At 42.3% G+C, this 20,718-nt stretch carries 19 protein-coding genes and 1 tRNA gene; 19 read left to right on the forward strand and 1 reads right to left on the reverse strand.

Going from position 1 to position 20,718, the window contains the following annotated elements; translation table 11 throughout:
- Positions 1-5 precede the first annotated feature (5 nt).
- The 14 genes from hemL to R2Q85_RS12400 all read left to right on the forward strand — a co-directional run bounded on the left by hemL (position 6) and on the right by R2Q85_RS12400 (position 12,892).
- A complete protein-coding gene (gene hemL / locus R2Q85_RS12335; protein ID WP_316812093.1) occupies positions 6-1,379 on the forward strand; it encodes a glutamate-1-semialdehyde 2,1-aminomutase in 1,374 nt (457 codons plus the stop codon).
- Between the two features lie 36 nt (positions 1,380-1,415).
- Positions 1,416-2,282, forward strand: coding sequence for a HAMP domain-containing sensor histidine kinase (locus tag R2Q85_RS12340; protein WP_316812094.1), 867 nt, complete (start codon positions 1,416-1,418; stop codon positions 2,280-2,282).
- A gap of 2 nt (positions 2,283-2,284) precedes the next feature.
- Positions 2,285-2,989 carry a response regulator transcription factor gene (locus R2Q85_RS12345; protein WP_015809248.1) on the forward strand — a complete coding sequence of 235 codons (705 nt, stop codon included), beginning with the start codon at positions 2,285-2,287 and terminating at the stop codon, positions 2,987-2,989.
- Complete coding sequence (locus R2Q85_RS12350) at positions 2,989-3,504, forward strand: hypothetical protein (protein ID WP_316812095.1); 516 nt, start codon at positions 2,989-2,991, stop codon at positions 3,502-3,504. Before R2Q85_RS12345 ends, R2Q85_RS12350 begins: the two co-directional genes overlap by 1 nt.
- Positions 3,505-3,528: 24 nt before the next feature.
- Positions 3,529-4,551, forward strand: a complete 1,023-nt coding sequence (gene hemE / locus R2Q85_RS12355) for a uroporphyrinogen decarboxylase (protein WP_316812096.1) — start codon at positions 3,529-3,531, stop codon at positions 4,549-4,551.
- Positions 4,552-4,555: 4 nt separating this feature from the next.
- Complete coding sequence (gene hemJ, locus R2Q85_RS12360) at positions 4,556-5,104, forward strand: protoporphyrinogen oxidase HemJ (protein WP_316812097.1); 549 nt, start codon at positions 4,556-4,558, stop codon at positions 5,102-5,104.
- 76 nt (positions 5,105-5,180) lie between these two features.
- Positions 5,181-5,750: an RNA polymerase sigma factor gene (locus R2Q85_RS12365; RefSeq protein WP_410478887.1), complete on the forward strand. Its 570-nt coding sequence runs from the start codon at positions 5,181-5,183 to the stop codon at positions 5,748-5,750.
- The gene (locus R2Q85_RS12370; RefSeq protein ID WP_316812099.1) at positions 5,731-6,453 is read left to right on the forward strand and encodes a hypothetical protein; all 723 of its coding nucleotides are present in this window, start codon (positions 5,731-5,733) and stop codon (positions 6,451-6,453) included. Before R2Q85_RS12365 ends, R2Q85_RS12370 begins: the two co-directional genes overlap by 20 nt.
- A gap of 26 nt (positions 6,454-6,479) precedes the next feature.
- Positions 6,480-7,289 carry an outer membrane beta-barrel protein gene (locus R2Q85_RS12375; protein ID WP_316812100.1) on the forward strand — a complete coding sequence of 270 codons (810 nt, stop codon included), beginning with the start codon at positions 6,480-6,482 and terminating at the stop codon, positions 7,287-7,289.
- A gap of 20 nt (positions 7,290-7,309) precedes the next feature.
- Positions 7,310-8,302: an ABC transporter ATP-binding protein gene (locus R2Q85_RS12380; protein ID WP_316812101.1), complete on the forward strand. Its 993-nt coding sequence runs from the start codon at positions 7,310-7,312 to the stop codon at positions 8,300-8,302.
- Positions 8,303-8,461: 159 nt separating this feature from the next.
- Complete coding sequence (locus tag R2Q85_RS12385) at positions 8,462-11,023, forward strand: DUF5686 and carboxypeptidase-like regulatory domain-containing protein (RefSeq protein WP_316812102.1); 2,562 nt, start codon at positions 8,462-8,464, stop codon at positions 11,021-11,023.
- Between the two features lie 94 nt (positions 11,024-11,117).
- Complete coding sequence (locus R2Q85_RS12390) at positions 11,118-11,426, forward strand: GNAT family N-acetyltransferase (RefSeq protein WP_316812103.1); 309 nt, start codon at positions 11,118-11,120, stop codon at positions 11,424-11,426.
- A 32-nt stretch (positions 11,427-11,458) separates the two neighbouring features.
- On the forward strand, positions 11,459-12,442 hold the full coding sequence (yiaK, locus tag R2Q85_RS12395) for a 3-dehydro-L-gulonate 2-dehydrogenase (protein ID WP_316812104.1): 984 nt from the start codon (positions 11,459-11,461) through the stop codon (positions 12,440-12,442).
- A 376-nt stretch (positions 12,443-12,818) separates the two neighbouring features.
- A tRNA-Arg gene (locus tag R2Q85_RS12400) sits at positions 12,819-12,892 on the forward strand.
- Between the two features lie 41 nt (positions 12,893-12,933).
- On the opposite strand, the gene R2Q85_RS12405 is transcribed toward R2Q85_RS12400, so the two are convergent.
- A complete protein-coding gene (locus R2Q85_RS12405; protein ID WP_316812105.1) occupies positions 12,934-13,842 on the reverse strand; it encodes an SDR family oxidoreductase in 909 nt (302 codons plus the stop codon).
- A 218-nt stretch (positions 13,843-14,060) separates the two neighbouring features.
- On the opposite strand from R2Q85_RS12405, the gene atpD reads away from it, so the two are divergent.
- The 5 genes from atpD to ilvB all read left to right on the forward strand — a co-directional run bounded on the left by atpD (position 14,061) and on the right by ilvB (position 20,716).
- Positions 14,061-15,563, forward strand: a complete 1,503-nt coding sequence (atpD, locus tag R2Q85_RS12410) for a F0F1 ATP synthase subunit beta (RefSeq protein WP_316812106.1) — start codon at positions 14,061-14,063, stop codon at positions 15,561-15,563.
- A gap of 10 nt (positions 15,564-15,573) precedes the next feature.
- Positions 15,574-15,816 (forward strand): ATP synthase F1 subunit epsilon, encoded by a 243-nt coding sequence (gene atpC, locus R2Q85_RS12415; protein ID WP_316812107.1) that lies wholly within the window; start codon positions 15,574-15,576, stop codon positions 15,814-15,816.
- Positions 15,817-16,338: 522 nt separating this feature from the next.
- A complete protein-coding gene (locus R2Q85_RS12420) occupies positions 16,339-17,229 on the forward strand; it encodes a branched-chain amino acid transaminase (protein WP_316812108.1) in 891 nt (296 codons plus the stop codon).
- Between the two features lie 17 nt (positions 17,230-17,246).
- The gene (gene ilvD / locus R2Q85_RS12425; RefSeq protein ID WP_316812109.1) at positions 17,247-18,944 is read left to right on the forward strand and encodes a dihydroxy-acid dehydratase; all 1,698 of its coding nucleotides are present in this window, start codon (positions 17,247-17,249) and stop codon (positions 18,942-18,944) included.
- Positions 18,945-18,976: 32 nt separating this feature from the next.
- Positions 18,977-20,716: a biosynthetic-type acetolactate synthase large subunit gene (gene ilvB / locus R2Q85_RS12430; RefSeq protein ID WP_316812110.1), complete on the forward strand. Its 1,740-nt coding sequence runs from the start codon at positions 18,977-18,979 to the stop codon at positions 20,714-20,716.
- The last annotated feature ends 2 nt before the right edge of the window (positions 20,717-20,718 follow it).

Genomic DNA, 20,718 nt, shown 5'->3' on the forward strand with positions numbered 1-20,718 from the left:
TAGAAATGTTAGAATCTTTAAAAAAAATGTTTTCAGGAAATGAAGGCGAGGTACCTGTAAACACAGGCAGTAAACCGGATATTTCCAGGGAGAAATCGGCAGAATTGTATGAAAAAGCAAAAAACTATTTTCCGGGTGGGGTAAACTCTCCGGTAAGGGCTTTTAAGTCGGTTCATGGCACGCCTCTTTTTATTCAAAAAGGAGATGGCTGTTTTGTATGGGATGCAGATGGGAATCAGTTTATAGATTTTTGTGGCAGCTGGGGGCCATTGATATTAGGTCATAATCACCCAAAAGTCAGAGAAAAAGTTACTGAGGTGATGCAAAATGGCATGAGCTTCGGTGCGCCGACTGCATTGGAAAATGAGCTGGCCGAGCTGATCATCAAAAACAATAAATTTGTTGAAAAGATCCGTTTCACCAGTTCGGGCACTGAAGCTGTGATGTCGGCCATCAGGCTGGCACGTGGGTTCACCGGCAGGGATAAGATCATTAAGTTTGACGGTTGTTACCATGGCCACAGCGATTCCTTACTGGTAAAGGCGGGTTCTGGTTTGGTCACCTTTGGAGAAACCTCTTCCGCAGGTGTGCCTAAGGCATTTGCACAGGAAACCATTGTATTGCCTTTAAATGATACGGAGGCTTTGACCCAGGCTTTTGCCCAGTTTAAAGAGGAGATAGCAGCAGTAATTATTGAGGGTATACCTGCAAACAACGGTTTGCTGATGCAGGATACGGCATACCTCGAATTTCTGCAAAACATATGTAAAGAAAATAAATCCTTATTGATATTTGATGAGGTGATCACTGGTTTCAGATTGGGCTTTGAAGGCGCTGCAGCGTATTATGGGCTTAAACCTGATATTGTTACCTATGGTAAGATCATTGGCGGTGGATTGCCAGTTGGCATGTACGGTGCATCAGCCGAAATTATGGGCCATATCTCACCAGATGGAGGTGTTTACCAGGCGGGTACACTTTCCGGAAATCCGATAGCTATGGCCGCAGGAATCGCCCAGCTCAGCGAACTGTTAAGGTCTGGTTTTTATAAAGAGCTAAACAATAAGGCCACTGAATTTGCCGAGAGCCTGCAACGTTTTGCCACCGCAAGGAATTATAAAGTAAAGGTGTTTCATGTAGGTTCTATTTTCTGGATCGCCTTTACAGACAAAGATAAGATCCGGCGTGCGGATGACATTGAGCATAGCAGCATGGAGAAATTTAAAATAATGCACAGGGAACTCTTAAACAGGGGGATTTATTTAGGTCCTTCAGGCTACGAAGTAGGTTTTGTTTCTGCTGCGCACACAAAAATAGAGCTGGAGAAGGCAAAAAGGGCAATATTCGAAAGCCTTGATGTTGTTTTTAGGAACAAGTAAATAATGGTATCTTTATAAGCTAAAATACTGGTAATCTTGAAGAAATCGATCATAATATTTTATTTCATGCTGTTGTACGCTTTAGTACAATTGATTTCCTGGGGAACCCTGGTTGTAAGGCTGGAACCTGCCAGAATGGCAATGGTAATGGGAGAGGGATCAGTGTTTTTATTTCTGTTGTGTATCGGGGCCTATTTTTTACACCAGTCTATCAAAAAAGAAGAGCGCCTGCGCGAGCAGCAGCAAAATTTTTTACTGTCTGTAACCCATGAATTGAAATCGCCTCTGGCGGCCATTAAACTCTCCATCCAGACCATTATCAAACGTGACCTGGACAAGGCCAGACAGACCTCTTTACTGGGAAATTCCTTAAAAGATATTGAACGTTTAGACGACCTGGTAGAGAACATGTTGCTGGCTACCAAGATAGAAAATCGCTCTTATTCCTTCCCTAAGGAGGAATTTGACCTGTCTGAACTGGTTACAAAGATCACTGACAGGTTGCAGGTACATTCCTGCGGATGTGAGCAGCTGATCAGTCCGGTGATCAAACCAGGGATCAAAGTAATGGGCGACCAGTTTGCACTTTCTTCAGTAGTTACCAATCTGGTAGAAAATGCAGTAAAATATTCCGGGCCATGTGCTGATGTGGCGGTTGAACTGACAGAAAAAGACGGGCATCCTTTTTTAAGGGTGTCTGACAAAGGGCCAGGTATCCCAGACAGTGAAAAGATGCTGATTTTTGATAAATTTTACCGGGTTGGTGATGAGAATGTCAGAAAATCAAAAGGAACGGGTTTAGGCCTGTTTATTGTTAAGGAAGTATTACAAAGCCACGACGCTGATATCAGCGTTAGAGATAACGTACCGCAAGGTGCTATTTTTGAAATAACATTTAGTTGATTATGCAACAGAAATTAAGAATACTGCTGGTTGAAGATGAAGACCATTTATTGGATGCCATAAAATTGAACCTTGAGCTTGAAGGTTATAAAGTACATGCCGTAAAAGACGGGAAAACTGCATTAAAAGTTTTTAAAGAAGAACGCTTTAACCTGATTATCCTGGATGTAATGCTGCCCGAAATGGACGGGTTCCAGGTATGTGAAACCATCAGACTGGAAAATACAGAAGTACCTATCCTCTTCTTAACGGCTAAAAATACCAGTGAAGACAGGGTGATGGGACTGAAAAAAGGTGCCGATGATTACCTGGTAAAACCTTTTAACCTGGAAGAACTGATCCTTAGGGTGGGTATCCTGGTAAAACGCAGCATGAAAGCGGATGACTTAAAAGAAATCAACTCGTATAAAATCGGTGACAAAACCATTTATTTCAATTCATTTGAACTGAAACAGGATGATGGTGTGATCGTACCTTTAACCAAAAAGGAGACCATGCTGTTAAAATTGCTGATCGAGCGTAAAAATGAAGCCGTTTCGCGTGAGCAGATCTTAGAAACGGTATGGAATTACGATGTTTACCCGTCTACAAGAACCATTGACAACTTTATTTTAACGTTCCGTAAGTATTTCGAACCGGATCAGAAGAACCCGGTTTATTTTCATTCCATCAGAGGTGTAGGATATAAGTTCACAGATATTCACTAATGTATAATTCAAAAGGCAGGTATGCCCTGATGGCGCTTTTTGCCATCTCCGCTGTGGTATGCCTTTTTTATGTTCAATATCAGCTGGCAACACTTGCCGGCTTTTTGTTTGCCTTTGTGATATGGAGCCATTTTAAGCACAGCTCCATTTTACTGGCCTCAAAGCATTTTAAAAACGGGGATTATGAACGCACCGAAAAGGTGCTGGCTGAGGTGCATAACCCAGACAGGCTGGCCAGGAACAGACGCGGCTATTATGAATTTATGCGGGCCAACATCGCCTTAAAAAAGGAAGCATACGATATTGCAGAACATCACTTTCAGATTGCCAGCCGCTTTCCGCTGGGCGGCAAGAATGATAAGGCCTTTGTGCTGATCCATCTGGCTAATCTGGCCTTAAGGAAAAAAGATAAAGAACGTTGTACCGCCTATTTAAATAAAGCTAAAGAGTTGGCTGTAACTGCCAAAACACAGGATATCATCAGTAAAATAGAAAAAGAAGCGAACAGCTTATAACATATAGAAGACAAATCAGAAGACATGAATACGTTATTTTTAGATGCAGCATTTTCAAAACAAACAGCACGCCCACCAGTATGGATGATGCGCCAGGCAGGTAGGTTTATGCCAGAGTATTGGGAGATTAAAAACAAATACTCGTTTTTAGAAATGTGCAAAACACCTGAAATTGCTGCTGATGTAACCATGTTGCCGGTAAACCTGTTGGGGATTGATGCCGCTATTCTGTTTTCAGATATTCTGGTAACCGGCGAAGCGATGGGCGGGGAGTTGAGCTTTACGCAGGGCGTAGGCCCTAAATTTGCCAACCCGGTGCGTACACTTAAAGACGTAGATGCTTTGGAAGTGGATGTGCTGGACAGGCTGCAATACGTAGCAGATGCCATCAAAGTGATCCAGCAACGTTTAAATGGCAGTATTCCCTTAATCGGCTTTGCCGGTGCGCCATTTACGGTAATGAGTTACCTGGTTGAAGGTGGTTCTTCTAAAGATTTTAAACTGACCAAACTGCTGATGCACAACCAGCCTGAAGTAGCACACAAACTGCTGGCTAAAATTGCAAAGGTAACGGCAGCTTACCTGAACCTGCAGATCGCAGCAGGGGTAAATGCCATCCAGATTTTTGACAGCTGGGCATTGGCCTTGTCCTGGAACGATTACCAGGAGTTTTCGCACCGTTATATCCAGGAAATTATTGCCAACCTGAACAGAAAAGACATTCCTGTAATTTCTTTTTGTAAAGGAAGCTCGGTGTTTGCACCGGTTATGGCTGAGGCAAAACCTGATGTGATTTCGGTAGACTGGAATGCAGATCTTTTAAACATTAAAAACAGTTTACCTGCCGGCATTGCCGTGCAAGGTAACCTCGATCCGCATATTTTGTATGCTGACAAACCTGTAATTAAAAGAGAGATCCTCAGGCTGTTTGAACGCATGCGCGGACAAAACGGATTTATCTTTAACTTAGGTCATGGCATTATGCCGGATATTCCATTTGATCACGTAAAATACGCAATAGAGGTCATCAAGGAATTTAAGTACTGATCTTATGGATAAATACTATTATTACATCCTCTCTGTTCACATCGTCTTTATGGTAAGCTGGATGGCGGGGTTGTTTTATAGTGTACGTTTATTCATTTATCATACCGAGGCAAAAGACCGCCCCGAGCTGGAAAAAAATATTCTCCAAAAAGAATATGAAAAGATTGAGCGCAAGCTCTGGCACATCATCACCACACCGGCAATGGTACTGACCGTATTGGCGGGCATTACCATGCTGTGCATCAGGCCGGCATTGTTGCAAATGCCCTGGATGCATGTAAAACTGGGCTTTGTCGTTTTGCTGCTCATTTATCATTTCATCTGTCAGCGCATCATGAAACAGCTGAAGCTGGGTACCTGTAAAATGAGTTCCTTTAAGCTTCGTTTGTGGAATGAAGTAGCTACCATTTTACTGGTAGCCATTGTATTTACCGTGATTTTAAAAAGTGCCATAGATTGGGTTTACGGTTTAACCGGCCTGATCATTTTTGCCCTGGTCATTATGATGGCTGTAAAATGGTATAAATCCTACCGGAAAAAACACGATTCCTGAGATTAAATCTTAAAAACATTTTTTAATACCGTTGCAACCTTTACTTTAGTTGTAGCATCTTCTATATACCAAACACATAAATGATTTGACGCAATATAGAATTGAAGAATTATTGGAAGGATGCCGGGCAGGCAACCGGAAAATGCAGGAAGCCCTGTACAGGCAAACCTCAGCAGTGATGCTGGCAGTTTGCATGCGCTACGTAAAAGACAGGGCAACGGCAGAAGACGTATTGCAAACAGGGTATATTAAAGTTTTTCAGAAATTACAGGAATATCGCGGAGATGGGTCTTTAGAAGGGTGGATAAGGAGAATAATGGTGAATACAGCAATTGAAAATTACCGGAAAAACCTTCGCAGCATAAATATGGTACCTATTGATGATGCTTTTGATCAGCCTGCTACCGGATTTGATTTTAGCCGGCTAGGGATGCAGGATTTGCTGACAATCATACAAAAACTGGCCGATGGCTACAGATTGGTGTTTAATATGTATGCAATTGAAGGGTATTCCCATAAAGAGATTGGCGCAGCACTTGGCATTTCGGAAGGTGCAAGTAAATCGCAACTGTCTAGGGCGAGGGCAATATTAAGAGAAGAAATTATAAAAATGGAGGGCATGGATTATGCAAAACATACAGGATAAGGCATTTGACCAGTTATTTAAAGATCAGTTCGAAAAGGCAGAAATACAACCATCTACAGATTTATGGAACAACATCGCGGCCGAATTGAAGCCTGCCACTAAACTTAGGTTCCCGGTATATTGGGTGGCGGCGGCTTTAGTTCTGGCAGTTTTTGGACTTGGATTGCTTATGCCCGCGACAGAAAAGGTCAGGTTACAAGCTCCGGTAAAATTGGTAGCACTTATAGATACCGCCACGCTTTCCAGTCCATTTAATATTAGTCAGGTTGATGATACGGCACAGGTGACTACATATAAGAGCATCCCGTTGGTGATAGCCCCACGTTTAGATCCAGATCTTGAAAATAGTATAGCTTTAAAAACAATGCAACCAAAACAGTCCAGTGATCGTCTTATTCATAAGCAGGACAAACTTATAAAGGAAGCAGATGAACTGCATAAAGCCTCAACCGCTATTGCTGATGAGCCGATGATAGCCGATGCACATGTACAGGAAAATGACATAGTGGATATATTGGGATCTAAAACGGAGGAAATACCTCATAAAGGAATAAGAAATGTAGGTGATCTGATTAATTTTGTAGTAAATAAGGTAGATAAACGTGAAAAGAAAGTCATACAATTTGATACTGATGAAGACAATTCATCTATTGTTGCCCTCAATATTGGATTTATAAAATTTAACAGGAAATCAGATAAATAATATTTAAACACACAAACCAGTACATCATGAAATATCTATTTTTAACGGCACTTTTGGTCAGCGGATTTGCAGGTGCTATGGCTCAAAATACAACTACACGGCAGGATACAACAGTAACCAAATCGGGTAAAACGAAGAAGTTTGATATGAGCCATGGTGTAGGCGTCATGATTGGCAAAAAGGATTCAACAGGAACAACCAATGCCTCAAAAGGACGTTTTATAGGCGGAATTACACTAACCAGGCTGGATATTGGTTTTGCTAAGCTGATAGATAACGGAAGTTTTTCTTTAGCTCCGGAAAACGAATTTCTGGATTATAAAGCAGGTAAAACCAGTACTGTTTCTTTAGACGTGGTCCAGATGGGCTACCGCTTCAATTCGAACTTTAAGATCTATGTAGCTGGTGGCTTCGATTGGACACACATTCGTTTAAAAAAGAACATTACCATGAAAAAGAATAGTCCTGTGCTGGATTACGATACAGAAAGCATCACATTTTCTAAAAATAGGTTTTCAAGCTTTTATGTACATATTCCTTTGAACTTTGAATTGCGTACCAAGGAGAATGATAATGGAAAACGTTTTTACTTTGTGTTTGGCCCGGAGATAGCTTTCCTGACCAATGCTAAAGTGAAACAGGTAAGTAAAGAAAAAGGTAAGGAGAAGTTTAATGACGACTATAATTTTCAGCCTTTTCGTTATGGAGGTACACTGAGACTCGGTTATGGGGGGCTAGGAATCTTTACCAAATATTATTTTAATGACATGTTCGACAGCACCCCGCATAAAGGGTTAAAGAATATGTCCTTCGGCTTAACACTGGGCTTAAATTAATTTTTCAATATCTTTACCCTGTGGAAGAACAGATCATCAGTGTTAAGAACCTTACCAAACAGTACCAGACCGAACAATCCGCAGGGATAACTAATATCAGTTTCGACATTAAAAAAGGAAATGTGGTAGCCATTCTGGGCGAAAGCGGCAGTGGCAAATCCACTTTACTGAAGTGTATCTACGGTTTATTGAAAGTAGATGAAGGCGAAGTTTCTTTTAAAGGAAAGCGTATTCTCGGACCTGATGAGCAGCTGATTCCGGGGCATAAGGAAATGAAAATGGTCACCCAGGATTTTTCCCTGAACATTTATGCCAAGGTTTACGACAATATCGCCTCCATGCTTTCCAATACCGATGTGCAGGCCAAACAGGCAAAAACTACAGAAATGATGCAGCACCTGCACATTGAACACCTGAAAGATAAGAAAATCACCCAGTTGAGCGGCGGAGAGCAGCAAAGGGTAGCCATAGCCAGGGCCATGGTAAGCGATACTTCTGTATTGTTGCTGGATGAACCTTTTAGCCAGGTGGATGCTTTACTGAAAAATCAATTGCGTGCAGATATCAAAAGAATAGCTGCAGAAACGGGTGTTACCGTAATTCTGGTATCACACGACCCTGCCGACGGCTTATTTCTTGCGGATGAACTGCTCATTTTAAAAGACGGCACTTTGCTGCAGTCGGGCAGCCCGGCCCAGGTATATAACCACCCGGACCACATTTATACAGCCCGTCTTTTAGGGAATGCCGTTGTGCTCGATGCTGCCGATGCCAATATATTGGGCATAGATATTTCTGCGGGACATGCCGTTTTTTATCCCGAATGGGTAGAATTAAAAAGTTCCTGGAGCAGCAGAAGATTTGAAGTGAAAGATGTTTATTACAAAGGCTTTTATGAAGAATTGCTGCTGGAAAGAAATAAGGTAAAGATCAGGGCCATTCAATTGAACAGGGGCGAACACAAAAAGAACGATCATGTGCAGGCCAATATCAGTCACTTTTTAGCCCTGTAAATCCGTAAAAATCAATCTGCTAAATCTAGTTTTTTCATTTTCGTGTCATAACATCTGTTTCCTAACTTTATCCTGACTTTTTTACAAGAATATTCAAAAGTTGAGTATTAACTTTGCTGTGCTTAATGGTTTTTAAGCCAGACAATATAATTTGTAAACATGTTTCGTTATTCAATTACCGTAAGATCTTTCCTTTTGTTAGCCATGGTTCTGCTTGGCTTTACATCTTATGCACAGCAAACTGCTGTTAGCGGAACTGTCACCGATGTTGCAACCAAAGAAACGATACCTTATGCTTCTTTTATCATTACCGGAAGCGGAAAAGGAGGACGGACAGATGCAGATGGTAAGTACAATATCAGTATTTCAGGCAATTATACCCAGTTAAAATTCAGCTATATAGGTTATAAAACACAGGTTAAAACCATTAAGCCCGGCCTGGCCCAGACCATTAATGTACAACTGCAAAGTGAGGCCATGCAGATGAATGAAGTAGTAATAAAAGGAGGGAAGAAGCCCCCTTATCGCAATAAAGAGAATCCTGCAGTAGAACTGATCCGCAAGGTTATTGCCAATAAACCAAAAAACCGGATGGAAAGCTATGATTATGTGGCCTACCAGAAGTACGAAAGGATGCTGTTCTCTATGAGCAATCTCTCCGAAAAATTTAAGAACAAAAAGATATTCCGCAATTACCAGTTTCTTTTCCAGGAACAGGATTCTACAAAAATTGGCGGTAAAAACATGCTTCCGGTTTTTCAGCAGGAAAAGCTTTCTGATAATTATTTCCGTAAAAATCCGGAGAAGCTGAAAACAGTAGTAATAGCCGACAAACAGGTTAACTTTGATGAGCGCTTTGTGGATAACCAGGGATTAAGTTCTTATTTCGACAGGATGTACCAGGATATTGATATTTACGATAACAACATCTCGGTAGTGAGTAACCTGCTGTTGAGCCCCATTGCAGACGGAGCACCAGGTTTCTACAAATTCTTTATTACAGATACCATAAGAACACAACAGCCCCAACTGATAGAGCTTTCCTTTACACCAAGAAACAAGATGGACCTTTTGTTTGAAGGCAGGCTTTATGTAACCATGGATGGAAACTATGCGGTTCAAAATGCATTTCTATCAGTAAATAAAAACATCAACCTGAATTTTGTTCGGGCGCTTGAAGCCAGGCTGGAATTTGAACAAAATACCGATAGCCGCTATCACCTCAGTAAAAGTAACCTGGTCGTAGATTTTGGGATCACTAAAAAAAGCGGTGCAGGGTTTACTGGTGAAAGAACGGTAACGTATAAGGATTATAAAATAAATGAACCGATTGCCGATAGCGTTTACAAAGGTGCCGCTGCCCTGGTCATTGTACCGGATGCCAAAAAGAAATCGGAGCAGTTCTGGGTAAGCAACCGCCCTGAAGCCCTGAGCGCAGCCAATGCAAACGTATACCGTAACCTGGATACCCTGCAAAGTATTCCTTCTTTCAAGAGGACGATGGATATTGTAACCCTGTTTTTTGCGGGCTATAAAGACTTCGGACCTTTTGAGATGGGGCCGGTAAATACATTTTATAGTTTTAACAGTGTTGAGGGATTTCGACTGCGTTTGGGTGGCCGCACCACAACTGCATTAAGCAAACGCTACTATTTTGAAACCTATGCTGCTTATGGCTTTGAAGACATGAAGTGGAAGTATTTCCTGAGCGGAACATATTCCTTAAACAATAAATCAATTTATGCCTTTCCGCAAAATTACCTGCGTGCAAGTTTTCAGCGCGATACTAAAATCCCAGGGCAGGAACTTCAGTTTGTACAGGAAGATAACTTTTTACTCTCTTTTAAAAGGGGGGAGAACAACATGATGCTGTACAATGATTTTTATAGACTGGACTACGTTCATGAATTTGAAAATCATTTCTCCTACAGTTTGGGCCTGCGCAAATGGAGCCAGACACCAGGTGGTTCTTTGTATTTTAACAATTCCGCACAATCGCTTTTTTCCAGGACCAACCAGATCAATACCTCAGAAATCAGTGTAAATTTAAGGTATGCCCCGCATGAGAAATTTTACCAGGGCAAAGTATACCGCACTCCATTGGTTGATAAATACCCGGTATTTAACCTGCGCTATACCGCTGGGATCAAGGGTGTTTTGGGCGGAGACTACAGCTATCATAACTTTTTGGGCAGTATAGACAAACGCTTTTATTTATCCCAGCTGGGTTATGCCGACGTCACACTAGAGGGCGGCTACAATGCAGGCAAACTTCCTTTTCCATTGTTGTCTATTCACAGGGCCAATCAAACCTATGCTTATCAGCTGCAATCCTATAACCTGATGAATTTTTTAGAGTTTGTGAGTGATCACTACGCAAGTATCAATATAGACCAGAATTTTAACGGTTTTTTCTTTAACAAGATCCCATTGCTGCAAAAATTAAAACTTAGGGAAGTAATGTCTTTTAAAGCTTTATATGGCGGCCTGCGTGACGAGAATAATCCCGCAAAAAATACAGATGCCATGCAGTTTGTGCGCAATACTGATGGCATGCAGATTACCCAGGCCCTCGATAACGGGCCCTATATGGAAGGAAGTGTAGGTGTAGGGAACATCTTTAAAGTATTGAGGGTAGATGCAGTAAAACGTTTCAGTTACCTGGACCATCCAAACGTGTCCTCCTGGGGAATACGTGCGCGGGTTAAATTTGATTTTTAGCAGATTTGCGTAAATAAAAACATTACATTATTGTAATTCTGTGTAAATATTCAGGTAAATTAGGATGCAATATCACCATCTTAAATAATTTGCCATGAATGAAGAATATATCAACCTCCCCCTGGTAAAAAATGCAGTAGAAAAACGCTTTGAACTAAAAGTTGGAGACTATACTACATTTATAGATTATAAGGAACATGGTCAAAAAATCTGGCTGATCCATACCGAATCTCCACCCGAATTGCAGGGTAAGGGCGCAGCTACTGCAGTGATAGAAAAAACGCTGTTGTACATTGAGGCAAACCATTACAAATTGATCCCACTTTGCCCTCTTGTGGCAGCTTATCTGAAAAGACATCCGGAATGGGAGCGGATCCTGGATGACAGTGCCAGACCTTTCTAAAACCAGCATTTCCATTTACTATAAAATTACTGATGCGTATTTCATTTCAAGAGCTTAAACAAGAATTCAAAAGGATACTGTTAAAATTGTCATTTCCGGAAGAAACGGCGGATAGCTGTGCTACCATATTTGCAGAAAACAGCCGGGACGGGGTTTATTCACATGGATTAAACAGGTTCCCTGTTTTTGTAAAATATGCAAAAAAAGGATTTATAAAGCCTGATGCGTTACCCAGCTTACTGGAAGCCTATGGTGTAATGGAACGCTGGGACGGAAACTTTGCGCCTGGCATGTCCAACGCTGCTCATTGCATGAAACGTGCAGTTGAACTGGCAAAGGTAAATGGCATGGGCTGCGTGGCCCTTAAAAATACCAACCATTGGATGCGGGGTGGAACATATGGCTGGCAGGCTGCAGAGGCCGGGTGTATAGGCATTTGTTTTACCAATGCAACCGTTAGTATGCCCGCCTGGGGAGGCAAAGATCCGGTTTTAGGCAATAACCCGCTGGTGATCGCGATTCCGCGTAAGGAAGGGCATGTGGTGCTGGATATGGCCATGTCGCAATTTTCTTACGGAAAAATGCAGGAGTATGAATTAAAGAATGAAGTGCTGCCTTTTCCGGGCGGCTATAATGAAGCAGGGGAGATGATCAATGATCCTGTAGAGATCCGGAAAACAAGACGTGCCTTACCAATTGGTTTGTGGAAGGGATCCGGACTTGCGCTGGTACTGGATTTATTGGTGGTTGCGTTGAGTGGCGGAAACTCAACAGGTAAAATCAGTGAGCATGCTGATGAAACCGGTGTGTCTCAATGTTTCATTGCCATACACCGACCTGATATGCATGATGCGCTGATCGAAGAGGTAATTGCTTATACCAAAAATGGCGGAACGGTTAAACCTGGTGAACAGGTGAGTTATCCAGGTGAACGCACTTTGCAAACCAGACGTGAAAATGAAGAAAAAGGCATACCGGTAAATGAAGAGATGTGGATGAAGGTGAAAGGTATGTAGGTAGTACCGCTACCGCTTTCCTGCTCCTTTACTATCAGTAGTCTCCAACCATGGGTTACAGTCATGTCAACTACGGCATACGCTCGCCTACAGCCGAACCAACACCGGCCCTGAACCGAACTTGAACCGAGCATGAACTGAACTTGCAGGTCGATAGCAGGAATACAACAGCAACGTAGCAGGCTTACAGCTTATACATATCTGGTTTTTATATCGGGTGCAGGAATTGTTGATATATGCCTGATTGTGACAGGTTTAAAAACTGGCTATAGCATAATCATCTTTCAGGGGATGTCCTTTGAGGAATAATTTGATAAAAAAATTGCTAAATTCAATTCCAAGCATTACTTTTGCAGTCCGTTAACGAAACGGAAATGCATTTGTAGCTCAATTGGATAGAGCATCTCACTACGGATGAGAAGGTTTGGGGTTCGAATCCCTACAAGTGCACAGAGAAAAGCCTTAGAGAAATCCAAGGCTTTTTGCATGAATTAACCTTTTTCTTTTAACTGTCGGTCTACTATTACCAATCCTTCTTCAAAGCTACGTGGCTTATAGCCCAGCTCTGCAATGGTCTTATCTAAGATAAAGCCTGTTTTAACGGGCCTTCTCGCTATCTGGTTCAAACTTTCCGAGCTAACTTCGTTGATGAAGCTTTTATCCAAAACCCAATAGTCAGCTACCTTGCCCACCAGTTCTGAAATACTCATCATATCTTTACCCGAAGCATTATAAACGCCGCGGGCATCCTTTTCTACAGCAAGCAGGCAGCAATCTGCCAGGTCTTCAACCAGTGTAGGCGTCCGCCATTGGTCATTTACCACATTAATGGGCATCTTTTTTTCTAATGCGCCTTTTGCCCAAAGCACGATATTGGTCCTGCTCATATCACTTACAATACCATATACCAGGATGGTACGAAGAATGGCCCAGCGACAGGTAGAATTCTTGATTACTTCTTCAGCTTCCAGTTTGGTGATGCCGTAATAACTTAGAGGATTAGGTGCTGCCAGTTCATCATAAGGGCCATGGGCACCATCAAATATAAAATCAGTAGACAGATGGACCAATTGTATGTTGTGCTGTTCGCACAGGGAAACCAATGTTTTAACGGCAGCTACATTGAGCTGATAGGCAAAATCTTTTTGCGCCTCGCAGGTATCCACATTTGTCATTGCAGCAGTATGGACGATGGAATCCGGCTGATACTTTTCCACAACGGCTTTTACATTTTCAGGATCAAGAATGTCCATTTCTGCATAGGTATACCCTTCGGTAACAGGAAAACGATTGGCCCCTTTAGCTGTTGCAATTAATCCAAATTGCTGAGTAGCCAGCAGGCGTTCTGTAATTTTCTGGCCTAAAAGCCCGTTGCTTCCCGTAACTAAAACTGTTCTCATGTTGATCTAATTTCTTAATTTACAGACATTCCAGCCTTTAAAAACGAAGATTTTATGCTGCTTTTACACTTGCTAAAATACCATTTTAAAAACTGTTGAAAAACTTTTTATTTATATATGCAATTCTTGTATAAAAATTTTAACTTTGCAAACCAAATTGTAGGCTTATAAAAGGGCCTTTAACAAATTGATATTTATAATTTTACCCAAAACAATATATGCCTAACATTGGAAAAATAGCGCAGATTATAGGACCGGTAGTTGACGTGAGTTTTGCTGACGATGCTCATTTACCTCAAATTTTCTCTGCATTAGAGATTGAAAAAGAAAACGGACAGAAAGTCGTTTTAGAAGTTCAACAACATCTTGGTGAAGACCGCGTACGTGCAATCGCAATGGACTCGACCGATGGTTTAGTTCGTGGAATGAAAGCACTGGATACTGGTTCTCCTATCAAAATGCCGGTTGGCGATCAGATTAAAGGTCGTTTATTCAATGTTGTCGGTGAAGCCATCGACGGTATCAGTGCAGTTGATAAAACTGGTGGTCGTCCGATCCACAATGCTCCTCCAAGATTTGAAGATCTGTCTACTGAAACTGAAGTACTGTTTACAGGTATTAAAGTAATCGATTTACTGGAGCCTTATGCTAAAGGTGGTAAAATCGGTTTGTTTGGTGGTGCAGGTGTAGGTAAAACAGTATTGATCATGGAGCTGGTAAACAACATTGCGAAAGCTTATGCTGGTTTATCGGTATTTGCCGGTGTAGGTGAGCGTACACGTGAAGGTAATGACCTTTTGCGTGAGTTTATCGAATCAGGTGTAATCAACTATGGCGACGAGTTCCTTCATTCTATGGAAAAAGGCGGATGGGACCTGAAAACAGTGGATACTGAAAAATTAAAAGAATCTAAAGCAACATTGGTATTTGGTCAGATGAACGAGCCTCCTGGTGCACGTGCACGTGTGGCTTTGTCCGGACTAACAGTTGCTGAATATTTCCGTGATGGTGATGGTGAAGGCGCAGGAAAAGATATCCTTTTCTTTGTTGACAACATCTTCCGTTTCACCCAGGCAGGTTCTGAGGTATCGGCACTATTGGGTCGTATGCCTTCTGCGGTAGGTTATCAGCCAACGCTGGCAACAGAGATGGGTTTAATGCAGGAGCGTATTACTTCAACCAAACGTGGTTCAATTACATCTGTACAGGCGGTTTATGTACCTGCGGATGATTTAACTGACCCGGCTCCGGCTACTACTTTTGCCCACCTGGATGCAACTACTGTATTGTCCCGTAAAATTGCCGAGCTAGGTATTTACCCTGCGGTGGATCCATTGGATTCTACTTCAAGGATCCTTTCTCCTACGATCTTAGGTGATGAGCATTACAATACTGCCCAACGCGTAAAAGAAACTTTACAACGTTATAAAGAATTGCAGGATATCATTGCCATCCTTGGTATGGATGAATTATCTGAAGAAGATAAACTGGTTGTATCCCGTGCACGTCGTGTTCAGCGTTTCTTGTCTCAGCCATTCCATGTTGCTGAGCAGTTCACCGGATTAAAAGGTGTACTGGTTGACATCAAAGATACCATCAAAGGATTTAACATGATCATGGATGGTGAAGTTGATGAGTATCCTGAGGCAGCGTTTAACCTTGTAGGTAGCATTGAAGAAGCTATTGAAAAAGGTAAAAAATTATTAGCTGAAGCGAACTAGTATTAGCACTATGACATTAGAAATATTAACACCAGACAAAAAAGTTTTTGAAGGCGAAGTAACTGCAGTTACTGTACCTGGAACAATGGGCTCTTTCCAGATTTTGAGAGACCATGCTCCTATTATTTCAACTTTAGAAGATGGACCGGTAATTATTAAAAGCAAAACCGGCGAAGAGACCTTTATTATTAAAGGTGGTGTCGTTGAGGTTTTAAAAAACAAAATTATTGTTTTGGCCGAAGGGGTTGCTTAATATTTAACCATATCATAATTGAAAGCCCTTTGTTAATTCAAAGGGCTTTTTTTATGCTGCAGTAACCAGTGATTTTGATCAGTTTTTTCGGGAGTCAGGCAGTTTTAGGAAGAAAATGAGGAAAATTATAATGCTGGCATAACATGCATACCGAATACCGAAATCATAATTGGTATACTATCATCCAATTAAGATATCAAAAACAATGAAATAAACAAACATAATACTGATTAATTTTAAAATTAAAGAATTATATTTTTTTTCATTTATTTTCATTCAGCTATTGATAGTTTAAACAGCAACGCCTAAATTGGATTTATAAAGTAACGAGAGAAAAATAAGAAAATGAACCGTTCAATTACAACCTTATTTAGTGTCATTATTAATGGTATTCTCCTGCTGATTATTCAGAAGGATAAGGCGCTGTAAATGAATTTTTAATAAAAAATATACGCAAGCGCCCCCCAAAAGTGGCGCTTTTTTAATGAACCATTTAATAGCATAAACATACCTATAACCAGAATGCAATATTTCAATTCAAATACAGTGCTTTATTTAAACGGAAAGTTTGAGAAAGCAGCTGATACGACTGCCGATATATACGGTCAGTCATTACATTATGGCTATGCTGTATTTGAGGGAATCAGAGCATACAGCACTCATAATGGCACCCGGATATTTAAAGTGAGGGAACATTTTGAACGCCTGAAACGTTCGGCCGAACTGGTGCATATGCCTTTTCACTGGAACATTAATGACCTGATCAAACAGACTTACAAATTGCTCGAAATGAACAATTTAAAGGATGCCTACATCAGACCTTTGATATACTGCGCCCCAAATATGTCGCTGGTAGCCGGTACAAAAACATCGATTATGATCTGTGCCTGGGAATGGGGTGCTTACCTGGGGCATGAACAACTGAAAGTTTGCATTTCCAGCTATGAAAGGCCTAATCCTAAATCTACGCCTATAGAAGCTAAAGTAAGTGGAAATTATGTAAACTCCATATTGGCTACTACTGAAGCAAAGAACAAAGGTTTTGATGAAGCCTTATTGCTGGACATGAACCAGCACATTGCCGAAGGCCCCGGAGCAAACATATTTATTGAAAAGAACGGCAGGTTGTATACCCCGCCACTAGGCCATATTTTGCCAGGCATTACCCGTGCCACCATTATTGAGCTATGCCATATCCTTGATATAGAACTCATTGAAAAGCATTTAACAGTAAAGGATATCAAACATGCCGACAGTGCATTTTTCTGCGGTACGGCATCGGAAATTGCCGGAATAGGGTCTGTGGACGAGTACGTCTTTCCCGTCAAATGGGTGGATAGCCTTGGCGCTACCCTGCAGCGCACTTACAAGTGCCTTGTATTAGAGAAACAAAACTATGAAGTAATTATATAAATAGAGCAAATCAACATATGTCACAAACACCTGAAATTAACAGATACAGCAAAACATTTACACAAGATCCTACTCAGCCGGCTGCACAAGCCATGTTGTATGGGATTGGACTGACCAAAGAAGATATGGACAAGGCCCAGGTGGGTATTGCCAGCATGGGCTATGATGGAAACACCTGCAACATGCACCTGAATGATCTGGCCAAAATTGTGAAAGAGGGTGTCTGGAAAAATGATATGGTGGGGTTAACCTTCAGCACCATCGGTGTAAGCGACGGAATGTCTAACGGAACGGATGGGATGCGTTATTCCTTAGTTTCGAGGGATGTCATTGCAGATTCGATAGAGACTATTTGTGGCGGCCAGTATTATGATGGTCTGATCACCATTCCTGGCTGCGATAAAAACATGCCCGGTTCGATCATGGCTATGGGCCGTTTAAACCGTCCGTCTATTATGGTATATGGCGGCAGTATCCATTCCGGAAAGTGGAATGGGCAATCGTTAAATATTGTATCTGCTTTCGAAGCGCTTGGTCAAAAATTGGCAGGCAATTTAGAAGAAGAAGATTTCCAGGGTGTGATCAGGAATGCCTGTCCTGGTGCAGGTGCCTGCGGGGGTATGTATACTGCAAATACCATGGCTTCGGCCATCGAGGCTTTGGGCATGAGTTTGCCTTACAGCTCCTCCTATCCTGCGATAAGTGAAGAAAAAAAGAACGAATGTATAGCAGCCGGAAAATATATCCGTATCCTGCTGGAAAGAAATATCCTGCCTTCGGATATCATGACCGAGAAAGCATTCCGCAATGCGATTGTAATTGTAATGGTACTGGGCGGATCTACAAATGCCGTATTGCACCTGATTGCCATTGCCAAATCTGTAGGGATCAACCTGAATCTGGATGATTTCCAGAACATCAGCGACAGTACTCCGGTACTGGGCGATTTAAAACCTAGCGGAACTTACCTGATGGAAGATCTGCATGAAATAGGTGGCGTGCCTGCGGTAATGAAATATTTGCTAAAAGTGGGTTTAATTGATGGCCGCTGTATCACGGTAACCGGAAAAACCATTGCGGAAAATGTTGCAGATGCGGCAGATCTCAATTTTGAAACCCAAAAGATCATTTTCCCGATAGAAAACCCGATTAAAGAAACCGGCCACTTACAGATGCTGTATGGCAACCTGGCTACTAAAGGAGCTGTTGCAAAGATCAGTGGCAAGGAAGGGGAGAAATTTACCGGTCCGGCCCGTGTATTTGACGGAGAGAAATCTCTGATGGCCGGTATCCAGAGTGGACGCCTGAAAAGTGGAGATGTGGTAGTGATCAGGCAGGTAGGCCCTAAAGGTGCCCCCGGTATGCCGGAAATGCTGAAACCTACTTCATTGATTATTGGCGCAGGTTTGGGTAAATCGGTTGCCTTGATTACTGATGGCCGTTTTTCTGGTGGTACACATGGTTTTGTGGTAGGCCACATCACTCCTGAAGCCTGGGATGGCGGAAACATTGCCCTGGTACACGACGATGACATCATTACAATAGACGCAGTAAACAATTCTATAGATGTACACCTGACTGATGAACAGCTGGCTACCCGCCGTGCGGTATGGAAACAACTTCCACCACCCGTCACCAAAGGTGTGCTTTACAAATATTTGAAACAAGTAAGCAATGCCAGTGAGGGCTGCGTTACTGATGCCTATACAGATTAAGAAATTAAAACCCATTACCTAAAAATAAAACAATGGATACAGCACAAGAGGTAACAACCACCTTAACTGAACCCAAAAAGACAACTAACGTTTCTGGTTCGGTAGCTTTATTGGAAGGATTAATAGCCGAAGGTACGGATACCATTTTTGGCTACCCTGGTGGTGCAATCATGCCGATTTATGACGCCTTATACGATTATAACGAAAAATTAAAACATATACTGGTACGCCATGAGCAGGGGGCAACCCATGCCGCTCAGGGTTATGCCAGAACATCGGGTAAAGTTGGCGTTGCATTTGCAACCAGCGGCCCGGGAGCAACCAACCTGGTTACAGGTTTGGCCGATGCGCAGATTGACAGCACGCCTATGGTATGTATCACCGGACAGGTATTTGCGCATTTGCTGGGTACAGATGCATTCCAGGAAACAGATGTGATCAACATTACCACACCGGTTACCAAATGGAACTACCAGGTAACTGATGCCTCGGAAATACCTGCTGTGCTGGCAAAAGCATTTTACATTGCCCGCAGTGGCAGGCCAGGTCCGGTACTGATCGACATCACTAAAAATGCGCAGCTGCAAATGTTTGATTACGAAGGTTATACTCCTTGCGAACACATCCGCAGTTACCGTCCTAAACCGGTAGTGAGAAAAGAATACATCGAACAGGCTGCAGCAATGATCAACAGTGCAAAAAAACCTTTTGTCTTGTTTGGCCAGGGTGTTTTACTGGGTAGTGCAGAACAGGAATTTAAAGCTTTTGTAGAAAAAAGTGGTATTCCATCGGCGTGGACCATTATGGGTGCCGGAGCAATTTCTACCGATCATCCTTTAAATGTAGGGATGCTGGGCATGCACGGGAACTATGGCCCCAACGTACAAACCAATGCCTGCGATGTTTTGATTGCCATTGGAATGCGTTTTGATGACCGGGTTACCGGCCGTTTAGACAAGTATGCGAAACAGGCAAAAGTAATCCACCTGGATATCGATCCGGCCGAAATTGACAAGAACGTTAAAGCTGATGTGCCGGTTTGGGGTGATTGTAAAGAGACTTTACCCTTGCTTACTGCATTGGTTGAAGAAAAACAGCATACCGAATGGCTGGCTGAATTCAGGGCATATGATAAAATTGAACAGGATACCTTAATCGAAAAGGAACTGAACCCTGCGGAAGGTGAAATGACCATGGGCGAGGTGATCCATCAATTGAACGTGCTGACTAAAGGAGAAGCTGTAATTGTAACGGATGTAGGCCAGCACCAGATGGTGGCTTGCCGTTACGCCAAGTTTAACAACACCAGGAGCAACATTACCAGTGGCGGCCTGGGTACGATGGGTTTTGGCTTACCGGCAGCAATAGGCGCCAAATTTGGCACACCAGACAAAACTGTAGTTGCCGTAATTGGCGATGGTGGTTTCCAGATGACTTTACAGGAATTGGGTACCATTATGCAGAGCGAGGTGAATGTAAAGATCCTGATCCTAAACAACAGGTTCCTGGGCATGGTTCGCCAATGGCAGCAATTGTTCCACGAAAAGCGGTATTCCTTTGTGAACATTACCAGTCCGGATTTTGTAAAGCTTGCGGATTCTTACTATATCGCCGGCAAAAGAATTGATGAGCGTGCGCAATTGACCGGCGCACTGGAGGAAATGCTGAACCATCCGGGATCCTTCCTTTTGGAAGTAATGGTAGCACAGGAACATAATGTGTTCCCAATGGTACCGCAAGGGATGAGTGTAGCCGAAATCAGACTTAAATAATT

This window comes from Pedobacter heparinus, assembly GCF_032678725.1.
Lineage (GTDB): Bacteria > Bacteroidota > Bacteroidia > Sphingobacteriales > Sphingobacteriaceae > Pedobacter > Pedobacter heparinus_A.